The following is a 17813-nucleotide window of genomic DNA, read 5'->3' on the forward strand; positions in this document are numbered from 1 at the left end:
AAAACAAGCTGAGATTTTTGAAGGGTTAAGTGTAGCCACTTATAAACTTTTTCTCTATGATGCGACAATAATTAATTGTGAATTAGCATACTTGGTTAATGAGACAATGAAGCATCAGTTTAAATTTAATCCTTTAGCGACCGCTATTTTTACGCTCTTATGTGGCTCCATACAATCAAGTTATGCTGAGTCAGCTGGTGTTGTCTCCAACATAGACAATAATCAACTTAAGGCGAGTATTAAGGAAGCCTATCCTGGGCAGGAATTCTTTCAACAATATTATGTTGATAAATCTGCACCTGAAGCGCAGTTGCGCAATAATAAATATTTGAGTTCGGCATTTTGCCAAGGAACTTGGATTACACCGATTAATCCTGAAACTAAAGCATTAGATGCAGATAAGGCTACATCGGTTGTAACGGCGGATTATGGTCATTACAACCCTGCTGGCGATTCTGAGCTAGAAGGAAACGTAGTAATAGATCAAGAAGGTCGTACTGTACGTGCCGATAAAGTTACCATCGATAAAACTCAAACATTTGCTCATGCACAAGGTCGAGTGCAGTTAGCCCAAGGCGGCTTACTCTCTCAAAGTGATGAAATTAATTACAATTTAAAGACTCAAACTGGTGATTTAAATAATAGTTTTTATATTTCTGAACAGCAGCATGCACATGGTCACGCTGGAAAAATCGAAAGAACCTCTCCAAATGTAATGGTTCTTAACGATGCAAGCTATACCACTTGTCCACCAGGCCAAAAACCTGCTTGGAAAATTCAGGCTAATAAAATTGAGCTAAATCAGGAAACTGGTCGAGGCGTCACTCGTAATGCAAAAATCTATGTTAAAGATGTACCAGTTATAGCAGTCCCATACTTTAACTTCCCAATTGATGACCGTCGAACTACAGGTATTCTTAACCCACAGTTTGGTTTTTCAGGTTTCTCAAATAGTGGTGGTGGCGGTGAACTTTCTGTTCCAATTTATTTAAATCTTGCGCCTAATTATGATGCAACGATTACTCCACGATATCTATCAGAACGTGGAGCCATGCTCAAAGGTGAATTTCGCTATTTAACGGATGGCTTCGGTGCAGGAGTAATATCAGGCGGTATTCTTCCATCTGATAAAGAATATAACGATAAAGACCGTAAAGATTTTAATTTTCTCCACAACTGGAATATTAACGATCAATGGTCGACTAATCTTGAATATCGTTATGCATCGGATAAAGATTATTTTGCGGATTTAGATCACAGTCCAAATACTAAAACTGATGTAAATCTACGAAGAGCTTGGGAACTGAACTATCAACATGGTATTCCGGGTTTAAAAGCTCAGCTTAAAGTTGAAGACTTCCAAACGCTAGATCCTTCAGTTAAGGATGTAAACAAACCTTATGCACGTTTACCACAGTTCTTATTAAATTATGTCACTGGTAACCCACAAGGATTGCAATACGAATTTAATAACGATACAGCATACTTTAAAAAATCAATTAATGACGGTTCTGCTCAGGAAAGTAGCGGCACCCGTATTTATAACCAGTTCGCAACACGTTATAACTATCGAACACCGGCAGCCTTTGTTATTCCTGAAGTTTCTGTACGCTCTATCCAAACATTCTATGATAAAGATACTCAGTTAAATAACCCTGGTGGCTCTGAAAATAAATCAGTCGTTGTACCTCAGTTTACTTTGGATAGTGGTTTAACTTTTGAACGCGAAGGTAAATACCTACAAACGATCACCCCTCGTGCATTTTATGCGTATGCGCCTTACAAGAACCAGGACGGTTATCCAAACTTTGACTCAACTTCAGCATCGGTTAATTACGATCAACTCTTTAACCCATACCGCTTTTATGGGCATGACCGCCTTGAAGACAACAATTTTTTATCACTAGGTGTAAGTTATAGTCTTTTTGACACGGTAGGTTTAGAACGTTTGCGTGCCAGTGTAGGACAAAGTTATTACTTTGAAGATCGACGCGTTACTCTAAACGAACCAGATGAGATTGATACCGAACGTAATACTGGTCCTGTCGTTAGCTTAACAAGCCAACTTAACCAGAACTTTACGATTGCAGCCAATTCGGCATGGATGTCAAATGGTGATAATGCCCAGAGAGACTTCCAAGTTTACTATACAGGCGATAAAGGCAACCTATATAACTTAGGTTACTTCTATCGCAAAGACATTGTTGGTCGTCAACACACTTACGATCAAGTTGTTGCATCGTTTATACAACCAATTAAAGACAACTGGCGTATTATGGGTCTTGTTCAATATGACATGGACAATGATGTGGCTCGTGAGCTGTTATTAGGTGTTAACTATGAATCATGTTGCTGGGGTATCTCAGTCTACGGTCGTTCTTACTATAACGACCTAGATGATCCAAAATCTCCTAATGTTAACGAGAAACGCGCGATTATGGCTGAAGTCACACTTAAAGGTTTAGGTGGTTTAAACAACAAACTTGCATCTATACTTGAAAATCGCGTTTTAGGTTTTAACAAAATTAATCAATCTTGGACACAACGTTAATGAAGGCAAAGCATCTTAAACAGTTTTTTAAAGCAACAACCCTTGCTGTATTAATATCTTCATCAATGCATAGTTTTGCCCAACCCACTGATGAAGTTGTGGCAATTGTGGACAATAGCGTAATTTTAAAAAGTGACCTTGAACAAGGAATGGCAGAAGCTACTCACGAGTTACAGGCACAAAAAAAAGAAGTACCACCCCAACAATACTTACAATTTCAAGTTTTAGACCAACTCATCTTACGTCAAGCTCAACTTGAACAAGTAAAACGTTATGGTATTAAACCTGATGAGAAAAGCCTAAACGAGGCAGTACTTAAAGTAGCAAGTCAATCTGGCAGTAAAAGTTTAGAAGCATTTCAACAAAAATTAGATGCGATTGCTCCAGGAACTTATGAAAATTTACGAGGCCGTATTGCCGAAGATTTAGCAATTAATCGTCTACGCCAACAGCAAGTGATGTCACGTATTAAGATTAGTGATCAAGATGTTGACAATTTCTTAAAATCACCACAGGGTCAAGCTGCTCTCGGCAATCAGGCACATGTGATCCATATGCGAATTTCTGGAGACAATCCTCAAGAAGTTCAAAGTGTAGCTAAAGAAGTTCGTTCAAAGCTGGCTCAAAGCAATGATTTAAATGCTCTCAAAAAACTTTCAACTGCGACAGTAAAAGTTGAAGGTGCAGACATGGGATTCCGTCCCCTTTCTGATATTCCGGCTGAACTCGCTGCCCGTATTACTCCCCTACAAGATGGTCAAACCACTGATCTAATTTCTGTACGAGATGGTGTACATGTTCTAAAACTCTTAGAACGCAAGCAAAATGAACAAAAAGCCTTAGTACCACAGTATCAAACACGCCATATTCTTATTCAGCCTTCCGAGGTAGTAAGTCCTGAAAATGCAAAACAAATCATTGATAGCATTTACAAGCGATTGAAGGCAGGTGAAGATTTTGCCACTCTTGCGGCAACTTATTCAAACGATACAGGTTCCGCGCGTGACGGTGGTAGTTTAGGCTGGGTTAATCCAGGAATGATGGTATCTGAGTTTGATAAAAAAATGCAGGAAATTCCTGTAGGTCAAATTAGTGAACCTTTTCAAACTCAATTTGGCTGGCATATTCTACAAGTGACAGACAAACGCGAAAAAGATATGACTCAAGAATATCAAGAACGTATGGCACGTCAAATTTTAGGTGAACGTCAATTCAATACTGAAATTGATAGCTGGTTACGTGAAGTACGTGCAAATGCTTATGTAGAGATTAAAGATCCAAGTCTCGACAAAAAGAATCTGCAAAAGTAAGTTAATTTTTATTTAATTAAAACCTGTGTTTATCACAGGTTTTTTTATGGATAAGATTTAGATAATAAAAAACCGGTTATATAAATAACCGGTTTCCATAAATCAAACCCTATCGGGAATTATTTATAACGATCTACCATTTTCTCTAATGAAATTGGACGGATCTTGTCAGCATTACCTGCTGTACCAAAGGCTTCATAACGATCGATACAAATTTGTTTCATTGAATCGACAGTTTTAGCGAAGTACTTGCGTGGATCAAATTCAGCTGGATTCTCTGCCATGAAACGACGAATTGCACCTGTTGAAGCTAAGCGTAAGTCAGTATCAATATTGATTTTACGTACACCGTGTTTAATTGCTTCTACAAGCTGCTCAACTGGCACACCATAAGTCTCGCCGATATTGCCGCCAAACTCATTAATTACTTTTAACCATTCTTGTGGTACAGAGCTTGAACCGTGCATTACAAGATGAGTATTTGGCAACGCCGCATGAATTTCTTTAATGCGATCAATTGCTAGAATGTCACCTGTAGGTGGACGTGTAAATTTATAAGCACCATGTGAAGTACCTACAGCAATTGCTAAGGCATCAACATTTGTGTCAGCAACGAATTGCTTCGCTTCATCAACAGAAGTTAAAAGTTGAGAATGATCGAGTACACCTTCTGCACCAACACCATCCTCTTCTCCAGCCATACCTGTCTCAAGGCTACCTAAGCAACCGATTTCGCCTTCAACAGACACGCCACAAGCATGAGCCATTGCTACGACTTGACGAGTTACATCTACGTTGTAATCGTAAGTTGTAGGGGTTTTACCATCAGCACCTAATGAACCATCCATCATCACTGAGCTAAAACCAAGTTGAATAGAGCGTTGGCATACATCAGGGCTAGTACCATGGTCTTGGTGCATTACCACTGGAATGTGCGGCCACTCTTCGATTGCAGCCAAAATAAGATGGCGTAAGAATGGAGCGCCTGCATATTTGCGAGCTCCAGCTGATGCCTGAACAATTACAGGTGAATTGGTTGCATCTGCGGCAAGCATAATTGCACGCATTTGTTCTAAGTTATTTACGTTAAATGCTGGTACGCCGTAGTTATGTTCCGCAGCGTGATCCAAGAGCTGGCGCATTGAAATGAGTGCCATAATATCCTCCCAGGTAGTGCGGCTTATTCTACCTTGTCATTTATTTCAATTCAGCAACAAATCACAGTATTTCAAAAAAAATCCCTGCATTTGCAGGGACTTTTTAACAAAAAACAACAAATTAATGAGTTTCTGAAGCAGCCGACTCGCTAGACGCACTACCTTCAACCACATCTGTATTCTTTTCATCTAAAACTGGCTTATCAAGCGAATCAATTGTAGCTTGCTGTTCAGGAGTTACTTTATCAGAAACTGCTGTAGATGCTGCATCTTGTCCTGCTTTAGAAGACTCTTCTTTTTTCGCACAAGCAGTCAACATCACTGGAACAATTAATAAAGCAGCTAAGGTAAGTTTTAAATTCATCACTATTTTCCACAATTGGTGATTTAGTGCTCATTATTTTATTTCAGTAATATGACAATTTAATGACTTATCAATGAAAAAGGGGTTGAACCCAACCCCTTCTTATTTTTACATATATGTATTATGCACGTTCCAATAAAACAGCCACTGCTGGCAAAGTTTTACCTTCAACAAATTCAAGGAACGCACCACCACCAGTTGAAATATAACCAATTTGGTCAGCAACATCATATTTATCAATCGCAGCTAAAGTATCACCACCACCAGCGATCGAGAATGCATCAGATTGAGCAACTGCAAGAGAAAGTGCCTTAGTACCTTCACCAAATTGATCAACTTCAAACACACCAACGGGACCATTCCAAAGAATCGTTTTTGATGTTGTTAAAATATTTGCAAATGCTTTAGCTGTTTCAGGACCAACATCTAAAATCATATCGTTTGCAGTTACATCCTCAACTTTTTTAACAACTGCTTGTGCAGCCGCCAAAGAACCCAAGAAATCTTCAAAGTTAATTTGAGATGCATCCGCTACAACAACATCTGTAGGAAGTGGAACGCTTACTTTAGCAGCAATTTGTTTTGCTGTTTCCACCAAGTCAGCTTCGTATAGAGATTTTCCAACGTTGTAACCAGCGGCCGCCAAGAAAGTATTTGCGATACCACCACCAACAATAAGTTGATCACAAATAGTAGACAATGAGTTTAAAACATCAAGTTTTGTTGAAACTTTAGAGCCAGCAACAATAGCAACCATTGGTTTTTCAGGTGTTTGCATTGCACGGCCAAGCGCATCTAATTCAGCAGCCAATAAAGGACCAGCAGCTGCAACTGGAGCAAAACGTGCTACGCCCTCAGTAGAAGCTTCTGCACGGTGAGCAGTACCGAATGCATCCATCACAAATACATCACATAAAGCAGCATACTTTTGTGCAAGCTCAGGATTATTTTTCTTTTCACCAGCGTTAAAACGAACATTTTCAAGCAAAACAACTTGTCCAGCCTGAACTTCTACACCATCAAGATAATCAGTAAATAATTTAACTTCTTGGCCTAATGCTTCAGTTAAATATGCTGCAACTGGTGCAAGTGATTGTTCAGGCTTTGGTTCACCTTCAACAGGACGACCTAAATGCGAAAATACCATTACAGCAGCGCCTTTTTCTAAAGCAGCTTTTATTGTTGGAAGTGCCGCACGTAAACGAGCATCGCTGGTAATCACACCATTTTTAACAGGAACGTTTAAATCTTCACGAATAAGTACACGTTTACCTGCTAAGTTAAGGTCAGTCATGCGCTGAAAATTCATGTAAAGCTCTCTTTATGATTTTAAAAACGCGCCAATTTTAAATGATTACATCAAAAAAGGTTAGTTTTTTTGCATAAAAGCTGTAGAAAGCCAAAGTTTTGATTATGATAGAGGTAGTAATTTAATATTTCATCGATTATGTCTATTCATCCCGATCCACAAATCAATCGTTTAAATGTTTTAGGTGAGCCTTTAGCGAGCTGTTGTTTTGATCCTATTACCGGATATTTTCGAAATGGTTTTTGCCATACAGCAATAACAGATCTTGGGCAACACACTGTATGCGCTCAAATGACGTCTGACTTTTTAAATTTTTCGCAAAAAGTTGGCAACGATCTCATTACTCCTTTACCTGAAGCTGGCTTCCCTGGCCTACAGCCAGGGGACTTCTGGTGCATTTGTGTAACTCGTTGGGTAGAAGCATATCAAGCTGGTCAAGCTCCACCTGTCAAACTTCATGCCTGCCATCAAGCAGTATTAAGTTATGTCCCATTAGATGTATTAATGGAATACGCAGTGTAATGAAACACCCCCAAATTATTTTGGCATCGAGTAGTCAAACGCGTAAGGATTTGATGAATCGTTTGGGCATCGAATATATCTGTATTAGTCCAGATATTGATGAAAGTTCTCGTGGCGAGACTCATGCTGATGATTTAGCTAAAAGACTGGCTTTTACTAAAGCTCAGGTTATTGCTCAGAAAAATCCGGAAGCAATTGTAATTGGATCAGATCAGGTTGCATGGCGAGAACATGCACCTCATGATTTTATTGGCAAACCATTGACTATTGAAAATGCTAAAGCTCAGTTAAAAGCAAACTCAGCCAGAACAGTCTTTTTTAGTACAGCCTTAAGTGTTCAATGTCTTGAAAAAAACTTTGAACACACTCTAGTTGAACATTATCAAGTTAAATTTCGCAATTTAAGCGACTCAGAAATTGAAAGATATATCGATTTAGATCAGCCCCTTCATTGTGCTGGAAGCTTTAAGTGTGAAAGTCTTGGCATTAGTTTATTTGAGAAAATGATAGGCCAAGATCAAACCACCCTAATGGGCTTACCCATGATTCAGCTTTGTCAGATTTTAAGACAGCTTGAACTTCAAATTCCTTAATATTTATTAGTTTATTTATAGGTTATCTCCATGACAGAACCTTTAACCGTTTTAGGCGGCATTACTGCTGAACAGTTTTTATCAGAATACTGGCAGAAAAAACCATTACTTGTGCGTAATGCCATGCCTGAAATCATTGGCGTGTTAGAGCCAAATGATGTGAAAGAATTCGCTTTAGAAGATCATGTTAGCGCACGTCTTATTCGTCAAAAAGACAAAAATCCAAATGAGTGGCACGTAAAGTCTTCTCCTCTAACTAAAGGTGACTTTCAAAAATTACCAAAGCTATGGACACTGTTAGTACAAGCAGTTGATCATTACTCATTCGATTTAGCGGAATTATGGAAGAAATTTCCTTTTATTCCTCAATGGCGTCGTGATGACATTATGGTTTCTTATGCACCTAAAGGCGGCTCAGTTGGAAAACATTTTGACTTTTATGATGTATTTCTTGTTCAAGGACATGGACACCGCCGTTGGCAATTAGGCCAAATGTGTGATGCAACCACTGAATTTGTTCCAAATCAACCATTAAAATTATTGCCAGACATAGATGTTCATTTTGACGAAGTTTTAGCTCCTGGTGACTTATTATATGTTCCACCTGGCTTAGCACATTATGGTGTTGCTGAAGATGATTGCTTAACTTTCTCGTTTGGTTTCCGTATGCCTAATATTTCTGGCATGATTGACAGAATTAGTGACCAATTTGCTACCGATGAATTACTACAAAACCCTGTCATAGATATTGCCCGAAAGAGTATTTCTCAAGTTGGTGAAATTAATACAGAAGAATTAGCGTATTTAAGAGGGTTGGTTTTAGCTCAATTGCAAAATTCATCAGTACTTGATGCTGCCATCATGGCATATATGACTGAACCTAAATATCCAGATAATATTCCTGAACCAGACGAGATAGAAGTTGAAGACCTCAATGCTATTTTGTCAGAAGGTTATGAATTATTGCTAGAACCAGCCTCTCGCCTACTTTATACAGAACAAAATGGAGTTTTAAAGTTTTGGGGCAATGGAGAAGATTTAACGATAGTGGAATCTTTTGCCACTCAACTCAAAACAATAGCAGATGGAGAAAGTATTCCATTTAATAACCAGCTAAGCAATGTAGAGATTTTAGAAAACATTGTTCAATTATTGAATGATTCAATTCTTATGTTATTGCCACCGGCAGAATAATATTGACTAAATAGGTTAAAGGGAGAAAATTCTAAAATTTCTCCTTTTTTCTTTTATAAATACATGTTTAAATATACCAATCTATAAATCTATTTTGCGGTTACATTTCTATGGTTTAAAATTATTTTCTAAATTAAAAAATTATCTAGTAAATACGTCTAATTAAGACATAGAAATTTTTTCAGCAAATATAAAATATATACCTAGAGCATCATGCTTTGCCCTTCTATTGTTTTTAAAAAACCTATTTTTTTCTATCAATAACAATCAATACAATGTAAAATTGTGCGTTCTTGCTTTTTATTTATACACTCGACCATTTAGGCTAAGAGCAAATTTTTTGTGTGAGGCTACTAAAATATGTCAAAAAAAGATGACATTATTACCACTGCATTAAGACTTTTTAACTCATATAGTTATAACTCTATAGGGGTTGATCGTATCATCAGTGAGTCTGGTGTAGCAAAAATGACTTTTTACAAATACTTCCCTTCCAAAGAGAAACTAATTGAAGAGTGTTTATTACTAAGAAACTCACTTTTACAAAATTCTCTTACTGCTGCTATATCTAAACAAGACGAAAATGATCCATTAGCCCGTATTAAGGCAATCTTTTTATGGTATGCAGATTGGTTTAATAGCGAAGATTTTAATGGCTGTATGTTTCAAAAAGCCTTAGAAGAAGTATTAAAGCAATACCCTTCAACTCACCAACCTGCGACTTTATACAAAATATGGTTGACTCAGTTAATGCAGGATCTTCTTGTTCAACATGAAATTGAGGAATCTCGTCCTTTAGCATTACTGTTAGTCAATATTTTAGAAGGTATGACCATTCAAGCTCAGGTTGAGCACGGCTCAGTAAAAATTAATGACTACTGGAAACGTGTAGAGAAGCTTATTGAGTTTGAAAAAGTTGCACAGTAAAAAATAAAGCGTGATATTATTCTTCTTATATTGTTGAATCTTCTTCTTATTCATCACGCTGCGTCTGAAAGTCATTCTAGCCTAGAGTTAGACGTTTTTTTTGGACTATCATCCCAAACTAGAATATACAGACCTGTCTGTACAGAATCAATTATATCTTTAAAAAGTAAAAACTCAATCTTTTTTTATTACCCTTTCATAGATAAATCAGAATTAACTATAGATAGAACTTAAAATAAGATTTTTTTCCTTTGACTTTGTTTCATTTATACTTAACAATTACGCTTCTCACACAATGCAACACTTTTGACACAAAACAACTACAAATTATTGTTATACCTTAATAATGTTATATATTTATCAATTACACTTATAAACCTTTTCAACAAAAACAATTGGATTGATTAGTTTTGCTACATTCATTTTCTTAAGATCAATCTATACTATGCCGGCCATATTGATATAGGTATAAAGTATGAAAGATGGACTCCAAATTGAAGAAATGAAAAATGCGGCTGATTCAGTCGTAGGCACATTAAAGTCTTTAGCTAACCCTGACCGTTTATTAATTTTATGTCACTTAGCTCATGAGGAGTTAAATGTCTCTCAAATCGAAGAGAAAACCCAAATCACCCAACCCACTCTTTCACAACAATTGATGATGTTACGTAAAAGTGATGTCGTTTCAACACGTCGTGATGGCAAACAAATTTTCTATTCTATAAAGGATGACAAGATGCACTCAATTTTGAATACGCTTTATCAGTTATACTGTATAGAATAACTGCGCTGAATTTATAAAATTATAATAATATTAATGTATTCCTGAAATATGCGATTTTTCAACTTGGTAGCTGGTAATAAACCGAGCAAAGAGGATTGAAAATTCGCGTAGTTTTTCAAGTATCTAAAGCTATTGAAAACAACAATACACTCTCTTATTTCTTTCTGTCTCTCCCTCCACTATTTTTCAATAGGTTTTTAGACCCCACAGTTAATTTTTTATTGACTGTTATATAAGCAGAATATCTTTTTAATTAATTTAATAATTTAATTTTACTATTTTAAAAACAAATACTTAATATTACCTTTTTTTATTAATCTAATTACTTGATATAAAAAAGCTTAAGATTCACATCACTTAAGTATAAAATACTCCGCTTGTTCAACCTTTAGCCATGAATAGGTTAATAAGGCCTTTATATGCTTGAATTCTTTTCTCGATTAAGCTTAGTCACCAAAATTATTATCGCCATTATTTTAGGAATAGGTGTTGCACTATTATTTCCAACCGTTACACCTTACTTAAGCTTGTTTGGTGAGCTGTTCATTAAAGCATTGAAATCGGTTGCTCCTATTTTAGTTTTCGTACTGGTTCTCTCATCTATTGCTAACTTTCAGGTTGGCCATAGTGCAAATTTACGACCAGTCTTACTATTATATGTAGTGGGTATGCTATTAGCTGCGTTTAGTGCCGTTGTTGCGAGCTTGTCTTTTCCAAGTACTCTTTATCTTAATACTGTTTCACATAACAACCTACAAGCGCCTGGTAGCCTCGCTGATATATTAAAAAATTTGCTTTTAAGTTTTATTGCAAACCCTGTTCAAGCAATTAGTGAAGCGAACTTTATTGGCATTCTGGCATGGGCAATTGGTCTAGGTTTGGCAATGCGTCATAGTTCAGATACGACTAAACAAGTGATGCATGATGTTTCACATGCTGTGAGTGCGATTATTCACAAAGTCATCGCATTTGCACCTGTAGGCATTTTCGGTTTAGTTGCAGTAACCTTTGCCGATGCTGGTTTAGCAACGCTTGAAAGTTATGCGCAATTATTAGCTGTTCTATTAGGAACAATGCTTTTTGTTGCTCTTGTAGTTAACCCAATTTTGGTAGGTTTAACAATTCGTGGCAATCCATACCCACTTGTTTTTAAATGCTTAAAAGAAAGTGGTATTACTGCATTCTTCACACGCAGCTCAGCAGCTAACATCCCAGTTAACCTTGATTTAGCTGAACGTTTAGGTGTTAATCCATCTACTGCAAGTGTTTCTATTCCTTTAGGTGCTACAGTTAATATGGCTGGGGCAGCTGTTACAATCACTGTGCTTACTTTAGCAACTGTGCATACATTGGGGATTCATGTTGATTTGGCAACTATGATTATTTTGTCAGTAGTCGCTACAGTTTCAGCATGTGGTGCGTCTGGTGTTGCCGGTGGTTCTTTACTTTTAATTCCAGTCGCTTGTAGTTTATTTGGTATTTCATCAGAAATTGCGATGCAAGTTGTTGCAGTTGGTATGATTATTAGTGTATTACAAGATTCAACCGAAACAGCTCTTAACTCATCAACTGATGTTTTATTTACTGCCGCTGTTGATATTCGCTCAAGACAAAACTCTTAGAGAACATGCCATTTCAACGTTTACCAAACTGGTTCCAAATTGGCGCCTTTTTACTGGCAATGAATGCCGGAATGATTAATGTATTAGGGTTAATCACCCTTTTACATCAATCGGTGTCGCATATGACAGGTAATGTCAGTATGTTAGCGATGAGTTTGGTAAACTGGCAGTTTGATCACGTCATATATTTGGTACTTGTTATACTATGTTATGTATGTGGATCATTTTATAGTGGTTTTATTTTAGGTAATAGCCATTTCAAATTAGGCCGTCGATATGGCCTCCCTTTAAGCTTAGTTGCCTTCTTTATTTTTCTTTGCTGGTTATTACTGCCTTATTTTCCCAAATATGGATTATTATGGGCTTGTGTCGCCATGGGTTTACAAAATGCCATGGTCAGCCATTATAAAGGGACCATTATTAGGACAACTCACTTATCGGGTGTCTTAACAGATCTTGGCCTTGCACTTGGTTACATAGCACGAGGTTTAAAAGTAGAAAACCGTCGTATTATTTTACATCTACTTATTTTTTCAGGTTTTCTTATTGGTGGTATAATTGCTGCTTCAGTTCACCCCTACTTAAAATTGCAATCATTTTTGCTACCAGCAATTTTAAGCTTAACACTCAGTATTTCATATTGGGCTGTTTATTTTCATCGTTCTTCCTCTTCAGATTCGGATTAAGTCATGGTTAAAAATGCCTTACAAGCTCAGTTACTCAAAGCAGGTTTAGTTGACAATAAAAAAGCAAAAAAACTCACCAAACAAGCTCAGCATGAGCAGCGTACTGGTCAAAGCAATGAAGCAGAAATCAAAGCAAATATTGAAAAAGCTCAACAAGAAAAACTAGCTAAAGACCAAGCTTTAAATCTAGAAAAACAGCAACAACTCGAAGAAAAAGCATTAAAAGCTTCTATTATTCAAATGATTAAACAACACAAAATTGTAGATTTTGCCGGAGATGTGGCTTATCAATTTATTGACGAGAATAAGATTAAAAAGGTATATCTATCTCAACAAGTCTACAATGCCCTTGTTACAGGTAGTTTAGTAATTGCTAAAGATCAAGATCAATACGCTTATCTTCCAAAAGCTTTGGCCGAAAAAATTGATCAAAAAATGCAAGGCTTTATTTTAATTAATAATGCAGAGAAAAATGAACAAACTACTGACGAAGAAGATCCGTATGCAGCATATGTTATTCCAGATGACTTAATGTGGTAATTATTATGAGCCTTTATCAATATTTAGATAAAGGCTCATGCTGCTTAGGCTAAATATCAGTATTTTATCATTTATTAAAAAAACTTATAAAAATTACATTCACATCAAATTCATTCACCACTTCATCTATTATTATCGATATAATGAATAAAACATTTTTTGTCTTTACCATGCCTTTTAGGCTTTTCCCGTTTCCAAATTTATATCTTGACTAAATCTTGTCAGTTTTAGCTAAAGATATACAACATAGACTTTGACGTGTATCCACACACCCAACAGATCAACATCTATATCGAGTTTGATCTAACTGACTTTATTGCAAATTAAATTGCGAAATTTTAATAAAGTAGCTGATGTATAAAGGTAGTCATTCATGCTGAAGTGGTTTGAAAAACTTGTAGATCCTTATCCAACCAAAGGTCTGGATGAGCCCTTACCAACTCGCTTTTTCCCATTTGTTTGGCAAGCTACTGAAGGTGTTCGTCCGTACTTATTATTACTCATTATATGTACAGCGGGTGCAGCCAGCTTTGAAGCTCTACTCTTTTCAAAAATTGGGCAACTTGTCGACTGGCTGAGTAACAGTCAACCAGAAAGCTTTTTAAGCCAACACGCTTCCAATATACTCATTCTTATTAGCGTTTTATTTGCTAATATTTTATTTGTTAATATTCAATCTATTATAAAACACCAAATTTTATATAGTACTTTTCCAATGCGCTTACGGTGGCGTTTTCATAATCTTTTGTTAAAGCAAAGTCTAGATTTTTTCCATAATGATTTTGCGGGTCGCCTTTCAGCAAAAGTCATGCAAACAGCACTAGCTATCCGTGAATTTTGGATTATTTTGGGCGATATGTTGGCTTATGTCAGCATTTATTTTATTACCGTTAGTATCGTTCTTGGTGCAATTTCACCAACTTTACTCATTCCACTTATGGTTTGGTTGGGTTTATTCTTATTAAGCGCTTGGTTCTTTATTCCTCGTTTAAGCAAAGTATCACAGCAACAAGCTGATGCTCGTGCAGTAATGACTGGACGTGTAACAGATGCCTACACAAATATTCAAACGGTTAAATTATTTGCCCATGCTGGTCGTGAGAGCCAGTATGCAAAAGCTTCAATGAAAGAGTTTATGACAACTGTCTATGCACAAATGCGATTAGGTACTCTTTTTGAAGTCAGCATTAATTTACTTTCTGCTGTTTTATTTGTAGGCGTGATTGGAACAGCAGTCTGGCTATGGACACAAGGCCTAGCAGCACTAGGTGTAATTGCAGCAACGACCGCCATGATTTTAAAGCTTAATAGCATGGCTGAGTTTATGATGTGGCATATGTCAGCCTTATTTGAAAATGTGGGTACCATTCAAGATGGTATGCAAACTCTTGGTAAGAAAATCAATATTCAAGACAAACCAGATGCAAAACCACTTACAGTAAAGCAAGGTGAAATCGTATTTAAAGATGTGACCTTTGCCTATAACAATAAAAATGTCATCGATCACTTTAATTTACACATTAAAGCGGGCGAAAAGATTGGTATCGTTGGCCGTTCAGGTGCAGGAAAATCCACTCTCATCCAATTACTTTTACATTTCTACCATCTTAAAGAAGGTGCAATTTTAATTGATGGGCAGAATATTGAAGATGTTACACAAGATAGTTTGAGAGCGAATATTGCTTTAGTTACTCAAGATACTTCTCTACTCCATCGTTCAGTTGCTGAAAATATTAAATATGGCCGTCCGGATGCAACCGATCTGGACATGCAAAGTGCAGTGCATAAGGCAAAAGCAGCTGAATTTATTCCTCAACTTGTCGACTTAAAAGGCCGTTCTGGCTATGAAGCACAGGTTGGTGAACGCGGTGTTAAACTTTCAGGCGGTCAGAGACAACGTATCGCTATTGCACGTGTCTTCTTAAAAGATGCACCAATTTTAATATTAGATGAAGCAACAAGTGCATTAGACTCGGAAGTTGAGGCAGCTATTCAGTCTAGTTTAAATGACCTGATGGTAGATAAAACAGTTATTGCAATTGCTCACCGTTTGTCTACCATTGCTCAAATGGACCGTTTAATTGTTCTTGATGAAGGTAGAATTGCAGAGCAAGGTACCCATGAAGAATTAATTGCTAAAAATGGTATATATGCACAATTATGGAAACGCCAAACTGGCGGCTTTCTTATTGAGCAAAAAGTAGTACAGGGTCAGGATTAATGCTTTATTTAGAAGATTTAAAAATTGGTGATCGTTTTATCAGTCGTGAATATGAAATTACACTAGCTGAGATTAAACAATTTGCAAGCCACTACGACCCTCAGCCTTTCCATATAGATGAAGAATTAGCTAAAGAAGATCCAATCTTTAAAGGTATTGCTGCCAGTGGATGGCATACCTCGGCAATTACTATGCGCTTATGGACAGAATGTATGCCTATTCATGGGGGACTCGTGGGTTCAGAGTCTAGTTTACGTTGGCCTCGCCCGACTCGACCTGGTGACCGTATACATGTTGAAGCTGAGATTTCAGCAATTACACCATCCAAAACAAAATTGGATCGTGGTATTGTAAGCTACGTTACGCAAGCTTTAAATCAACATGGAGATGTTTTACTTATTTCAACGACAAAAATCGTTGTCTTTAAAAAGAATATTTAACGAATCCTTGATATGATTGTCTAACAGTTTTTATAAACTCAAATTATATTTCATGACAAGATGTGTAAGAAATGCACGTAGAAAATTGATGAGAGCAACGGAACGCATATGAAAATTACCTCAGCTCGTCAAGATCAAGGTATTCCAGGAGTCTATGGCTTATTGCTATTAGATGTTGTTTCACGTTGGGGATACAACGATGAGACATTATTTGCCCCTTTTCATCTTACAAGTGAACAATTGGCTGACCCTGAATATCGTATTTCAACACCTGTAGCAAATGAACTGGTTAAACATGCCTTAAATCTCACTGGAGAAAGTACATTGGGTTACCATATTGGCACCCAAATGCGTATTTCAATTCATGGATTTATTGGCTACGCAATAATGACAGCAAAAGATATTACTGAAGCAATTGCTCTCGCTGCTCGTTTTATCCAGTTACGCTTACCTTTTTTACAACTCTATTTTTCTACGTTTGGCCCAAAAGCCACATTACAACTACAATGTGATATTGAGTTAGAACCACTTCGCACCGAAATTGTTTTAGGCTTAACCATTGGCATCATGACAATGGCAAAAGCCATGACAGGTATTGAAGATTTAGCGGGCGATGTCGACTTAGATTTTCCAGAACCAGCAGGCTTTGATAAATATAAGAGCAAACTAAGCAGTACTATTCGGTTTAATCAGCCTCATTTAATTTCTAGTTTTGATAAAAAATATTTAGGTCTTAAATTAATTAATTCAGATCCAATCGCCAGTCAAATTGCTATTAACCAATGTGAGGCTGAACTCTCTGCTTTAGGTGAACGCCGCCGTTTAGCAATGCGTGTACGTGATATTTTAAGTAATTCGGAACAACATTACTTAAGCATAGAAAATGTAGCAGAATACTTACACATGTCAGATCGCACATTAAAGCGACAGTTGGCAGCGGAAGGAACTTCATTTTCAACATTAGTAGATGAAGTCCGCTATCGTCATGCGACTTCTTTACTTTCACGTACAGATTATAGTCTTGAACAAATTGCGGATGAACTGGGTTATTCTGATGTCGCAAATTTCAGCCGGGCATTTAAACGCTGGAGTGGTCGTAGTCCTAGTAACTGGCGCAAAGACCCCTATTTATAATGTTATTAAAATATTGGACACAAGCTTAAGGAGATGTCATGAATCACCCTTCAGAATTGAAGTATGCACGTACACATGAGTGGGTAAAAATTGAAGGTGATCTTGTTATTACTGGGATTACCGACCATGCACAAGATGAGCTTGGAGACTTGGTCTATGTTGAAACTCCAGAAGTGGGCAGCCACGTAACAGCTGGCGAACAAGCTGGAGTAGTTGAATCAGTTAAAACTGCTTCTGATATTCATGCCCCTGTCTCTGGTACAGTAGTGGAAGTAAATACAAACCTTGAAGATGATCCGGATTTTGTAAATGAAGATCCATACGGGAAAGGCTGGATTTATAAAATTAAGCCAGACAACATGGCAGACGTTGAAAAACTTTTAACAAATGAAGAATACGAAGCTGGCTTATAAAATTTAGCATTGCTTTCAATATTTGATAAAAACCAGTTTACTTTTA

The 17813-nt window shown here is 37.0% G+C and carries 17 protein-coding genes; 14 read left to right on the forward strand and 3 right to left on the reverse strand.

Features of this window, described 5'->3' with window-relative positions:
- The first annotated feature begins 106 nt into the window (after positions 1-106).
- Both J678_RS10545 and J678_RS10550 read left to right on the forward strand, forming a co-directional pair.
- Positions 107-2551, forward strand: a complete 2445-nt coding sequence (locus tag J678_RS10545; protein ID WP_002049971.1) for an LPS-assembly protein LptD — start codon at positions 107-109, stop codon at positions 2549-2551.
- The gene (locus J678_RS10550; protein WP_031956056.1) at positions 2551-3861 is read left to right on the forward strand and encodes a peptidylprolyl isomerase; all 1311 of its coding nucleotides are present in this window, start codon (positions 2551-2553) and stop codon (positions 3859-3861) included. Before J678_RS10545 ends, J678_RS10550 begins: the two co-directional genes overlap by 1 nt.
- 119 nt (positions 3862-3980) lie before the next feature.
- Here J678_RS10550 and fba read toward each other — a convergent pair whose 3' ends face one another.
- From fba to J678_RS10565, 3 genes are all read right to left on the reverse strand, one after another.
- Positions 3981-5018, reverse strand: a complete 1038-nt coding sequence (gene fba / locus J678_RS10555) for a class II fructose-bisphosphate aldolase (protein WP_002049840.1) — start codon at positions 5016-5018, stop codon at positions 3981-3983.
- A gap of 121 nt (positions 5019-5139) precedes the next feature.
- On the reverse strand, positions 5140-5382 hold the full coding sequence (locus J678_RS10560; RefSeq protein ID WP_017392865.1) for a hypothetical protein: 243 nt from the start codon (positions 5380-5382) through the stop codon (positions 5140-5142).
- 121 nt (positions 5383-5503) lie between these two features.
- Positions 5504-6691, reverse strand: a complete 1188-nt coding sequence (locus J678_RS10565; RefSeq protein WP_017392866.1) for a phosphoglycerate kinase — start codon at positions 6689-6691, stop codon at positions 5504-5506.
- A gap of 138 nt (positions 6692-6829) precedes the next feature.
- Here J678_RS10565 and J678_RS10570 point away from each other — a divergent pair, with 138 nt between their 5' ends.
- The 12 genes from J678_RS10570 to gcvH all read left to right on the forward strand — a co-directional run bounded on the left by J678_RS10570 (position 6830) and on the right by gcvH (position 17767).
- Entirely contained in the window at positions 6830-7213 is a 384-nt protein-coding gene (locus J678_RS10570) for a DUF2237 family protein (protein WP_017392867.1), read from the forward strand.
- Positions 7213-7806, forward strand: coding sequence for a Maf family protein (locus tag J678_RS10575; RefSeq protein WP_004709142.1), 594 nt, complete (start codon positions 7213-7215; stop codon positions 7804-7806). The genes J678_RS10570 and J678_RS10575 overlap by 1 nt, the downstream gene beginning before the upstream one ends.
- A gap of 30 nt (positions 7807-7836) precedes the next feature.
- Complete coding sequence (locus J678_RS10580; RefSeq protein ID WP_017392868.1) at positions 7837-9000, forward strand: cupin domain-containing protein; 1164 nt, start codon at positions 7837-7839, stop codon at positions 8998-9000.
- Positions 9001-9360: 360 nt separating this feature from the next.
- A complete protein-coding gene (locus J678_RS10585; RefSeq protein ID WP_004709146.1) occupies positions 9361-9927 on the forward strand; it encodes a TetR/AcrR family transcriptional regulator in 567 nt (188 codons plus the stop codon).
- Between the two features lie 475 nt (positions 9928-10402).
- Positions 10403-10711 (forward strand): ArsR/SmtB family transcription factor, encoded by a 309-nt coding sequence (locus J678_RS10590; protein ID WP_002050127.1) that lies wholly within the window; start codon positions 10403-10405, stop codon positions 10709-10711.
- A 419-nt stretch (positions 10712-11130) separates the two neighbouring features.
- Positions 11131-12333: a serine/threonine transporter SstT gene (sstT, locus tag J678_RS10595; protein ID WP_002050031.1), complete on the forward strand. Its 1203-nt coding sequence runs from the start codon at positions 11131-11133 to the stop codon at positions 12331-12333.
- A gap of 5 nt (positions 12334-12338) precedes the next feature.
- The gene (locus J678_RS10600; protein ID WP_017392869.1) at positions 12339-13019 is read left to right on the forward strand and encodes a YoaK family protein; all 681 of its coding nucleotides are present in this window, start codon (positions 12339-12341) and stop codon (positions 13017-13019) included.
- 3 nt (positions 13020-13022) lie between these two features.
- The gene (locus J678_RS10605) at positions 13023-13559 is read left to right on the forward strand and encodes a DUF2058 domain-containing protein (protein ID WP_002050144.1); all 537 of its coding nucleotides are present in this window, start codon (positions 13023-13025) and stop codon (positions 13557-13559) included.
- Positions 13560-13932: 373 nt separating this feature from the next.
- A complete protein-coding gene (locus tag J678_RS10610; RefSeq protein ID WP_004709151.1) occupies positions 13933-15780 on the forward strand; it encodes an ABC transporter ATP-binding protein in 1848 nt (615 codons plus the stop codon).
- Positions 15780-16220, forward strand: a complete 441-nt coding sequence (locus J678_RS10615; RefSeq protein ID WP_017392870.1) for a MaoC family dehydratase — start codon at positions 15780-15782, stop codon at positions 16218-16220. The genes J678_RS10610 and J678_RS10615 overlap by 1 nt, the downstream gene beginning before the upstream one ends.
- A gap of 108 nt (positions 16221-16328) precedes the next feature.
- Complete coding sequence (locus tag J678_RS10620) at positions 16329-17354, forward strand: AraC family transcriptional regulator (RefSeq protein WP_000705529.1); 1026 nt, start codon at positions 16329-16331, stop codon at positions 17352-17354.
- Between the two features lie 38 nt (positions 17355-17392).
- Positions 17393-17767, forward strand: a complete 375-nt coding sequence (gcvH, locus tag J678_RS10625) for a glycine cleavage system protein GcvH (protein ID WP_017392871.1) — start codon at positions 17393-17395, stop codon at positions 17765-17767.
- The last annotated feature ends 46 nt before the right edge of the window (positions 17768-17813 follow it).

This window comes from Acinetobacter sp. 1424608, from assembly GCF_000588255.1.
Classification (GTDB): Bacteria; Pseudomonadota; Gammaproteobacteria; order Pseudomonadales; family Moraxellaceae; genus Acinetobacter; species Acinetobacter nosocomialis.

Excerpts from the sequence above, each read along its gene's own strand:
- J678_RS10550 (WP_031956056.1), top strand. The coding sequence starts at position 2,551 with ATGAAGGCAAAGCATCTTAAACAGTTTTTTAAAGCAACAACCCTTGCT.
- sstT (WP_002050031.1), top strand. The coding sequence starts at position 11,131 with ATGCTTGAATTCTTTTCTCGATTAAGCTTAGTCACCAAAATTATTATC.
- J678_RS10620 (WP_000705529.1), top strand. The coding sequence starts at position 16,329 with ATGAAAATTACCTCAGCTCGTCAAGATCAAGGTATTCCAGGAGTCTAT.
- J678_RS10590 (WP_002050127.1), top strand. The coding sequence starts at position 10,403 with ATGAAAGATGGACTCCAAATTGAAGAAATGAAAAATGCGGCTGATTCA.
- J678_RS10545 (WP_002049971.1), top strand. The coding sequence starts at position 107 with ATGAAGCATCAGTTTAAATTTAATCCTTTAGCGACCGCTATTTTTACG.
- J678_RS10615 (WP_017392870.1), top strand. The coding sequence starts at position 15,780 with ATGCTTTATTTAGAAGATTTAAAAATTGGTGATCGTTTTATCAGTCGT.
- fba (WP_002049840.1), bottom strand. The coding sequence starts at position 5,018 with ATGGCACTCATTTCAATGCGCCAGCTCTTGGATCACGCTGCGGAACAT.
- J678_RS10580 (WP_017392868.1), top strand. The coding sequence starts at position 7,837 with ATGACAGAACCTTTAACCGTTTTAGGCGGCATTACTGCTGAACAGTTT.
- J678_RS10605 (WP_002050144.1), top strand. The coding sequence starts at position 13,023 with ATGGTTAAAAATGCCTTACAAGCTCAGTTACTCAAAGCAGGTTTAGTT.
- J678_RS10570 (WP_017392867.1), top strand. The coding sequence starts at position 6,830 with ATGTCTATTCATCCCGATCCACAAATCAATCGTTTAAATGTTTTAGGT.
- J678_RS10565 (WP_017392866.1), bottom strand. The coding sequence starts at position 6,691 with ATGAATTTTCAGCGCATGACTGACCTTAACTTAGCAGGTAAACGTGTA.
- gcvH (WP_017392871.1), top strand. The coding sequence starts at position 17,393 with ATGAATCACCCTTCAGAATTGAAGTATGCACGTACACATGAGTGGGTA.
- J678_RS10610 (WP_004709151.1), top strand. The coding sequence starts at position 13,933 with ATGCTGAAGTGGTTTGAAAAACTTGTAGATCCTTATCCAACCAAAGGT.
- J678_RS10575 (WP_004709142.1), top strand. The coding sequence starts at position 7,213 with ATGAAACACCCCCAAATTATTTTGGCATCGAGTAGTCAAACGCGTAAG.
- J678_RS10600 (WP_017392869.1), top strand. The coding sequence starts at position 12,339 with ATGCCATTTCAACGTTTACCAAACTGGTTCCAAATTGGCGCCTTTTTA.
- J678_RS10585 (WP_004709146.1), top strand. The coding sequence starts at position 9,361 with ATGTCAAAAAAAGATGACATTATTACCACTGCATTAAGACTTTTTAAC.
- J678_RS10560 (WP_017392865.1), bottom strand. The coding sequence starts at position 5,382 with ATGAATTTAAAACTTACCTTAGCTGCTTTATTAATTGTTCCAGTGATG.